Source organism: Pedosphaera parvula Ellin514, from assembly GCF_000172555.1.
Taxonomy (GTDB): Bacteria; Verrucomicrobiota; Verrucomicrobiia; order Limisphaerales; family Pedosphaeraceae; genus Pedosphaera.
The window spans coordinates 19,775-28,198 of sequence record NZ_ABOX02000066.1 but is presented as its reverse complement, the minus strand read 5'-3'; the positions used below and the strand labels follow the sequence as shown (position 1 = coordinate 28,198).

The 8,424-nt window shown below is 52.0% G+C and carries 6 protein-coding genes; 3 read left to right on the top strand and 3 right to left on the bottom strand.

The features are described from left to right. Positions 1-287 precede the first annotated feature (287 nt). Both CFLAV_RS28910 and CFLAV_RS28905 read right to left on the bottom strand, forming a co-directional pair. The gene (locus CFLAV_RS28910) at positions 288-650 is read right to left on the bottom strand and encodes a hypothetical protein (RefSeq protein WP_007418476.1); all 363 of its coding nucleotides are present in this window, start codon (positions 648-650) and stop codon (positions 288-290) included. 95 nt (positions 651-745) lie between these two features. Then, positions 746-1,477 (bottom strand): hypothetical protein, encoded by a 732-nt coding sequence (locus CFLAV_RS28905; protein ID WP_007418475.1) that lies wholly within the window; start codon positions 1,475-1,477, stop codon positions 746-748. 774 nt (positions 1,478-2,251) lie between these two features. On the opposite strand from CFLAV_RS28905, the gene CFLAV_RS28900 reads away from it, so the two are divergent. Then, a complete protein-coding gene (locus CFLAV_RS28900) occupies positions 2,252-4,117 on the top strand; it encodes a HEAT repeat domain-containing protein (protein ID WP_007418472.1) in 1,866 nt (621 codons plus the stop codon). Between the two features lie 378 nt (positions 4,118-4,495). Here CFLAV_RS28900 and CFLAV_RS28890 read toward each other — a convergent pair whose 3' ends face one another. Further along, positions 4,496-4,714, bottom strand: a complete 219-nt coding sequence (locus CFLAV_RS28890) for a hypothetical protein (RefSeq protein ID WP_007418470.1) — start codon at positions 4,712-4,714, stop codon at positions 4,496-4,498. A 136-nt stretch (positions 4,715-4,850) separates the two neighbouring features. Here CFLAV_RS28890 and CFLAV_RS28885 point away from each other — a divergent pair, with 136 nt between their 5' ends. Beyond that, positions 4,851-7,526 (top strand): N-6 DNA methylase, encoded by a 2,676-nt coding sequence (locus CFLAV_RS28885; protein ID WP_007418469.1) that lies wholly within the window; start codon positions 4,851-4,853, stop codon positions 7,524-7,526. Next, the gene (locus CFLAV_RS28880) at positions 7,508-8,158 is read left to right on the top strand and encodes a hypothetical protein (protein WP_007418468.1); all 651 of its coding nucleotides are present in this window, start codon (positions 7,508-7,510) and stop codon (positions 8,156-8,158) included. Before CFLAV_RS28885 ends, CFLAV_RS28880 begins: the two co-directional genes overlap by 19 nt. Positions 8,159-8,424: the final 266 nt, after the last annotated feature.

The window sequence follows — 8,424 nt, the reverse complement described above, 5'->3', positions numbered from 1 at the left end:
GTGCCCCCGGCCACTCGAACCCCGCGCCAGCAATCAATTAACGGTGGAATGACGCTGGTGCCCGTGTGGATTGGTGCCAGTCCGGAAGGACCCCGGAATTCTGACATCGTCGGTGAATCTACCCACCCCATCGAGCTTATCCGCGGACGCAGCTCACGATTCTAAATAGCCGAACAACTCCTTCCGCTAGGCTTCATAACCTTCATGCCCCGGCACGCGGGGCGCGTAAACTGCAAACGAGGCGTCATGCCTGGTTTGCTACAGTGTTTGGTTGGGCGACGTTGACTTCACTCATTTGATTGCGAGGCATCGTTTGCAGGAAAATAGCTGGCTAGAACCGTGCGCTCATTCCTGAAGTAATCCCTGGGATCGCGGTCCTCAAGCTTGGCAAACGTACTTGGAACGACGCCTCTATCCAGGGCTTCAATAACCTCTTGGGGACGCGCAAAAGATCGCTCGGGATCCACCCAGATTCCGTCGAAAGTCCCTTCAAACACACCCCTATCAACAATGCCGTCTTTTGGAAAGTTGATGACTTTTTGATATCTGATCCATCGAGCCGCATAGTCAAATTCCAGGATGCACCCACGACGCGCGACGTAGTCACCAACTTTGATGTAGGTCCACCACTGCCAATCTGTTGTTACCATGTTGAATCGGATTGTTGAAATTTATCGCCTAATAATCAATATGCCCCACTCGCGCTTCTCTATGCGTCGGAAACCATGATGCCCCTGCCTGTAATTCAACTGATCTGCTTTGCTGCCTCCATGCGATGAATCCTGTTTGCATGCAAATAGCGCCGCCGCGCCGCGTAATCTTTGAAGTCCGCCCAGATTTTCCGATCCACAGTTTTGACGGTCACGGCAGCCTCGTGAACGTCACAATAGGGAATGTTTTTAACGGAGCCGTATGAAACGGAGAGTCTCCCAACCAACAAGCTGGCTAATCCAACGTTAAGCGTCTTGGCGTTGAGATGGCGGGTAGTTGGCGCGCCGCACACGATACACTCGTTCGGCCAAACACCATTCGCGATAACAGGGCAGTCAAACTCCTTTGTGTTACCAATATCCGTTTCGCGGAAAGCCCGAATTTGACCCCCATCGCTAATCAACCATTCAAAACAACCCTCACAGGCAAACTGCTTGTTTTTGTCATCGACGGATAACTGCAGGAGTGATTTGGATCCTACGTCCCTGCGGCAATACGGGCACGCGGCACACTGCGATTTGAGCATGTTTCGGATTGTATCAATCAGCACCCAAACGCCGAGTGCAATGCCTGCATACCTGACCCACTTCCAGTCGAACATCAGGCCGATGAACCAGACGATTCCGCCGATAAGAGCACAACCCAGGACCGCATAAAAGATCTTGCCCGCCTTTGCACCTGCGGAAGTCGGACGAAGTGGAGTGACCTCATCTGAGTACGGGGGAAATAGCTTCCCAACGTAGGACGGCTTCAATGTCTCTTGCATATTTTCGGCCAGCCTACCCACGTGGTTAGCTGAAGTCAATTGCCCCGAAGCGCGTGCCGCCCTGAGTAATCATTGCCTAAAAACATTCACACTTTGCCGATTGGTGGCCGTGCGCAAGCACCCCGAGCGCACGCGAGCATCTGCACCCTCAGCGACCTCTGGACGGAACGCAACGACTGCAAAGACGACGTTCCCGCCGCGTTCGCTGCAGCGCATGGTTAGGTGCCATGGGTTCGATGTCTGACTCTCCAGGTGCGAAAGCGCCATACAACAAGTGCCACGAAAACAGCGATAACCGTCCAATACCCAACAAAGAGTGCCACTGCTTGGTAGAAATGTTGCAGGTGATTCAGTAAAGGTAGGATTGGTCGATGGACCGTGTACCAGACCAGGATGGCATACCGCACCGATCCATCTGGAAGGTCCGGGCTGATAGCGGCCATAACAAGAAACATAGCGAGGCCAAAAAACACACCTCCAAGTATTCCCCAAATAAGTGCCCGAGTTACGTTCATGCGTGAAGTCGCCTAAAAATCAACATGCGACGCCTGTCGCAATAATTCCAATATACGAACAATATTTCGAAGGCTAGCCTACCCACGTGGTTAACGGAAGTCAATTGCCCCAGGGCCTTCCTTTCTGAGCCACGGGACCACGATCTCCTTTCCCTTGCGAAAAACCGTCACGGTTTTATCACTCACCGATGCCCCTGTAATCCCACGAGGTCCGCTTTTCTCCTCGCTCAAACCTCACAAATCGGCGAATATAACCATCATGAGAGGCCCCCTTCTATCCCTCCTGTTGTGGCGCACCCTCGTGCTCACGCTGGCTCTAAGCGCCTCACAAGCCAACGCCGACCAACCCTCCATATGGGAATCACGCGCCACCCAGCCTGTCCCTGCCGGAGCCAAGGTCACGCTCGAACTCGACCATCCCGAATATTTCCTGGGCGAAAATGTGCTCGTACATTTTACCCTTCAAAATATTGGCGACCAGCCATTCCAAGCCGATTTCGGCGGCGATTATCGGGGCGCAACTCGAGCTTTAAGATTCAAAGTGACGGCCACAGACGAGTCTGGCGTCGTGGCTCCGGACCCCGACCCCTCTGGAATCTGTTTCGGTGGCCTGGGCGGTCCCCGCACACTCAAGCCCGGCGACAAATTCACCGAGTCCCTGCCCTTGATGCGTTACTGCCAGATTACACAACCGGGACGTTACACCATCCGCGCGACACATGACTTCGGGTGGAAAGAGGGCGAACGGAAACGGCCAGTTGGCGAAATTACCGTCATGTTCAAAATGCCAACGCCGACGGAGGCGGAAACTTTGATCAACACGATGGAAAAAATGCCCGCCGATCCCAACCACGTCTATGGCCAGCGATCCCATAATTATCCCGATTTCACATTACTTCGCCAGCCTGTTTACCTGAAACCGCTGCTGCGCCGGGCCGAAAAAGGCAACCACAATGCCTTGGAAGGCATCGCCTGGATAGAAACAGTCGATGCAACCATGGCGCTGATTGAACTCGCCACAAACTCAGATTCAAAACTGGCGCTGGACTCCGCGCGGACACTTACCATGCGATTGCCAGATCCCAATCTTGAGAGCACCAACGGGTTTGGCGGGTTTGCGCCATTCACACGGGAAACGCGCCGGAGGCTCGTGAAACATTCCTGGGATCCAAAGCTCGCTCCTGAAGTCCGGTCACTCGCGACAAATTATCTGGCGCAACCCAGCGCCGATGAAGTCGCCGCCGGCGCATCCATGGTGCAGTGTGTCGGGACGCTTGCCGAAGCGCCGAACGTGATCGCGGCCATGGATCATGCGCTAAATCCTCTGGTAAATCCACGGCAGGACCCAAAAGATGACATCCTGGACCAGCCACAGCCCCTGCGCGAACTCATCAGCGCCATGGATGCACTCCACGGAAAAAATTACGAAGTTCACGAAGGCGCTCTGAATGGGGAGGCTCAAATTCTTTTATATTTCCACTGGCTGGCAAATCAGTCCCCGCCTCGTTCAGATCGCTGGCTGGAAACCGTCAAGGCATTCGGACCAAATTCCAAATTCCCCACACGTGTGGCCGCCCTGGAATCCATTCCCGAACCGTTGCCAGTCGAATGCATCGAATTTGTCAAAAGCCGATTGTCTGACCCCGACCTCGGCGTTTGCCGGACGGCCTGCACGGTTGCTGGAAAATCAGGGGACAAAACATTCCTGAAACCGATTCTGGAAATCATTGCGACCGAGCACCACGAATGGTTGCTGGGGGAAGCCAGTGAGGCGGCTAAAAAGTTGGGCGGCGGTTTCGCTTTACTCGACACCTGGGCCGACCGGTTGACGGACGAAAAACTTTACGGCCTCGCCCTCGATAGCCTGCAAACCGTCATCGAAGGATTACCAGGAAGCTCCTCTGGCCGGACCGATTTATCGCGCAGCGAACGAATCGCACTTCGAAACGAATGGAAATCGTTCCTGTCCAAACACGCCGATGAAATTCGCGCCGGAAAAAAATTCAAAGTGAACGACCCCGCACTGACCCCGGCGCTTTTCGGCCGCGCGCGATCCTGGCAACTCCCAAACGGAAAACCCTGGCCGATTACCGAGGAAGAAATGAACAAGCCACCCGACAAATAAAATCTGATGGCTAAAGGGACACTCATTTCCATCCATAACTCACCAGGAGAATAACCGCGTACGCGACCCGGAACTCCAATCCCTCCGCTAGGAAATCAAAACTGGGTAGCATCTCCGCGTGAGCGGGATCTAACTTTTCTTTGCCAACAATTCATTAGGAGCTTTCCCCACAAACAAACACGTCCCACAACCCGAAATCCGCCCACGCCCTCCGGAGCGCAGACGTGCAATCGGCATTGCCTCAACACGGTCACCGCGCATCACCCTGCTAAATATCCCGAAAATTTGGAATTCTGTCATTAACACCGCGGCTTCAGCCCGGTGGTCAAACACGGCGAATGGCATCCAGCCGTTTCAACGGCTTCCCCACCATCTCCTCTACCTATCCGCATAAACAATCGCCATCGCAATCAAATCCGGATACACCCGCGCATCACTATAATGCGCCTCAATCAACGCATCCGCCCCGACCTGCCGCGCCTTTTCACGGATCGCCTTGTACATATTCCGCTGGGTCTCATACGTCCCGCCCAATGCCGACACCTGCCCAATTTCCTTAAATGGACGCTTCACCTCCGACCGCTGCAAAATTGGCATCTCATAATCCTTCGGCTTGGGTGCATACGTTATCCATTCAGCATCCCTGCTTGTAGTCGCCACCTACCAAAACCAAACTTGCTGTGAGAAAGTATTTCTGGCTGACAAATCGCTAACAACCAGTATTCTGAATTAATTGAATCAGCGGGCGGCAACTCACTCCTTTAAAGCAGCACTGCAATCAGTCGGTTACGATAGCCGACAGATTGCTGACAGCTATACCTTTGCGGATTTCGAGGGAAGTCGCGCCGTTCTGAACCGTATTCCGCTGGCGGCATTTTCAGGCTACCCCTGCACTTATAGAAATGCTTGCATCGGGGTTATTTTCAACGGTGATCAACAAGAAAGATCCAACCGAGTATACAACCACCGAGCACTAGGCGCACCTCTGATTTTTGAAGTCGGCCAACAAATTGTCCAACCTTGGAGTGTTGGCCCTAATGAAGCCCGCCCCATCGGTCAGCCATTTTCTCTAGATTCTCTGGCTTCAGCATTTCTTAAACATCGCGCAATTTGGAATCCGACCGCACTGGGACGACTCAAATTGGCCTCGGATGCCAAACCCAATCGCCAACTTGACTTCTATGACACCGGGCTGTTGCCGGTCTTGGAACAATTTTTCCAAGCAAAGCTAAACGACCTACTTGAACGGGCCTTCGCTGATACGGCAGATACTTATCGCTCTGTTCACGGTAGTGAGCCTGACGTTGCCTACCTCTTTCCCTATTTATTCCGATTTGTTACTGCAAAGATCTTCATGGACCGAGCCGACGCTCAAGGTTGGGATGGCTTGGAGAACCCGCGCAAGATATTGGCCAAAGCCGAGAATCACTCAGGCTCTGGATTACTAAAAAAACTTCCCACTACTTTCCTCGACACACGGATTCTCACCAAAGCTTGGAATAGTATCTCGGGAACACTTCACTTCCAGAATCTTTCAGTGCCTGACCTAGTAGGAGTCTACGAAGACTTGTTTATCAATGAAGAGACCCGCCGCAAACTTGGGGTTCATAGCACGCCCATCGGATTGGCTTCCTATATCGTGAATAGTCTGCCGTGGGAAAAAATTCCCGTTGATCAGCGCATCGTCGTAGAGGGCTTTTGTGGCCACGGAATCTTTCTCGCGCAGGCGATGGAACGCTTGCGTTCCGATCTCGATCCCAAACTCACCCCTCGCCAACGACATCAATATTTTCAAAAGATGCTCATCGGCGTGGAAAAAGACCCACTTGCCATAGAGGTCTGCCGTCTATTGCTAACGCTCTCCGACTATCCAAACGACAATAGCTGGCAACTTTATCACTCTGACGTGTTCGACTGGCCTCAATGGGATTCAGTGCTTAAGACCGCTTCAGTGGTGCTGGCCAATCCCCCTTATGAACCTTTTCCTACTGAAACGCGGAAACACATAACTGCCACCAAAGCACAACCTCCTGCTGAATTTATCCAACGCCTAATGCGCCAACCACCGTCAATGTTGGGCTTGGTTTTGCCGCAGAGCTTTCTCAGCAGCCCCTCCTATCAAGAGGCAAATCGTCAAATTGCACAACATTACGCAGACGTATCCATCGTCGAACTCCCCAAGCTTTTCAAGTATGCTGATAACGAGACAGTTGCCTTACTTGCATCTGAGCGCCGCAACGTAGGGAAACAGGTTTCCGTTCGCTACTCGGAGGTACCATCAGAAAGGGTAGAAGAGTTCCTGGGAGATTTCAAAGTAGAGGCCGAACGGTCAGGAAAATTGGATCTACCTGCCACGTCAAAGGATTTTACACTGTGGATTCCACCTAAAGGTTCGCTTTTTGACCAATTTCCTAAGCTTCCAAAACTCGGTGAGCACACAGAAATTCACGTGGGCATTCAATGGAATTCACGTACTGATGGCAAACCCCGGACCTCTCCCAGAACTGATGTAGCATCAGATTCGCCCAAAAAGGGCTTCAAACGAGGCGCCGAGAAAATGGCTGACAATCTTACACAGTTCGGCCTAAGACAAGTTCGGTTTTTATCGCTTCGTCAGGAACATTTATGGGCGCGGGCCACGGCATGGAAGCTCCCATGGGAGGCTCCTAAAGTTGTTTGTAATCGCTCTCGGTTCGAACGAAAATCACCTTGGCGCTTGGCCGCCTTTGCAGACCTCGAAGGCTTAGTATTCACGCAACAGTTCTGCGCAATTTGGACCGAGAGAGAGCTTTCTGAACTTGCAGTTACAGCTGTCTTATCCTCACCTATCGCCAATGCCTTCAGCTTTGAGAGGGACTTGGATCGTGACAATCATATTGCAACGTTGTTAGCTCTGCCCATTCCTAAGTTGGAACACTTATCAAGATCTAGCCCAATTCATCAGCAAGCCAAGAAGCTTCAATCATTATTGTTGCCGCGTGATTTCATTCAGCAAGTCTCGACGGACGAAATAACCGAAGCACTTGTTCGCCTTGATGCCGCCGTGCTCGAAGCGTATGAGCTTTCCGCGCGCGCGCAACGACTGTTGCTTAAACAATTTCAGGGTTGGAGGCGTCCGGTGGCGGTGCCTTTCACAGGATATTTTCCCATGCACTTCAAAGATGTGCTCACGCTAAAAGATTTCATAGCCATTCAGTACGACTGGGAATCGACTAATGAACAGCGATGCGACCTCATTGAAAAAGAACTATCGAAAGCAGGTCTTACAGTGGAGGAGCGTAAAAATCTGGATCATCTGCAACATCTCGCCGACCTTATCATCCGCCTTAAGGAACCCTATCCATTGGAAGAACTCAGCAATCTTGTCGCGGAACTTAAAGCCAAGGGGAAATGGAAACCTTCGACCTGACACGTGAGAGCGACCGCCTAGCCCTCGTTGACCGGGTTTTTGTCTATCCGGAGGAACCGCATCAGCGGAGACATGGTCCTGCCGGGTACACTGATTACGAAAGCTACCGAGATTGGTTACGCGACGAATTCCTTTACCGTTGTACTTTTTCGCTATTAAGAGAGACATGGCCACAAACAAGGTTTCATATCGATCACTTTGTCCCGCAGACTGAACGTCCCGACCTCGTTTGCGACTATGATAATTTAATTTTATTAGAAGGACGTCTGAATCTCGTGAAAGGCAGGCGGCGAGTGCCCGATCCGTGCAAGGTGGCGCTCGGGAGGTGTCTCTATGTTCATATGAAGGGAGAAAAGATGGGCTGTATTGAAGCTCGCAATGAGGTTGGCGAAAAAATCATTCGTGTGCTCCGGCTCGACAGTGACGATGCAACTCAGGTGCGTCGCGATTGGATTCAAATCTTACGCTCAGTTGCGCAAACGGACGAACCTCTCTTTCGAAAATTTATTGGTTACCCAAAAAAACTTCCCGACCTTAAAAGAGCTAAAGTGTCAAGCAATTGCCGTTTAGCAGGCCTGAAGCAGAGCGCAAAGTACCTTGCGGACTTAGGCACATTGCCGGAGTGGTATTGAACTTAATACGTTGACATCCAATTCACCCTCCTATAGCTCATTTAGTTGAGGGGGGACGCACACCATCCCCCCACAACCGCAATACCCCAAACCTTTCCCTGATCATCTCCGGCCGACTGATCAATCATCCACCATTTCCAACACCCGCTTCCACCCTTCCGGCGTATGAAAACGACGCCACGCATCCTCCTGCGCTCATTTCAATTCCTCTTCCCATTCCGCCGGCAAAAGCAATTGCGCAATCGCCTTGCTGTACTTGTCCGGAC

Excerpts from the sequence above, each read along its gene's own strand:
- CFLAV_RS28910 (WP_007418476.1), bottom strand. The coding sequence starts at position 650 with ATGGTAACAACAGATTGGCAGTGGTGGACCTACATCAAAGTTGGTGAC.
- CFLAV_RS28905 (WP_007418475.1), bottom strand. The coding sequence starts at position 1,477 with ATGCAAGAGACATTGAAGCCGTCCTACGTTGGGAAGCTATTTCCCCCG.
- CFLAV_RS28900 (WP_007418472.1), top strand. The coding sequence starts at position 2,252 with ATGAGAGGCCCCCTTCTATCCCTCCTGTTGTGGCGCACCCTCGTGCTC.
- CFLAV_RS28890 (WP_007418470.1), bottom strand. The coding sequence starts at position 4,714 with ATGCCAATTTTGCAGCGGTCGGAGGTGAAGCGTCCATTTAAGGAAATT.
- CFLAV_RS28880 (WP_007418468.1), top strand. The coding sequence starts at position 7,508 with ATGGAAACCTTCGACCTGACACGTGAGAGCGACCGCCTAGCCCTCGTT.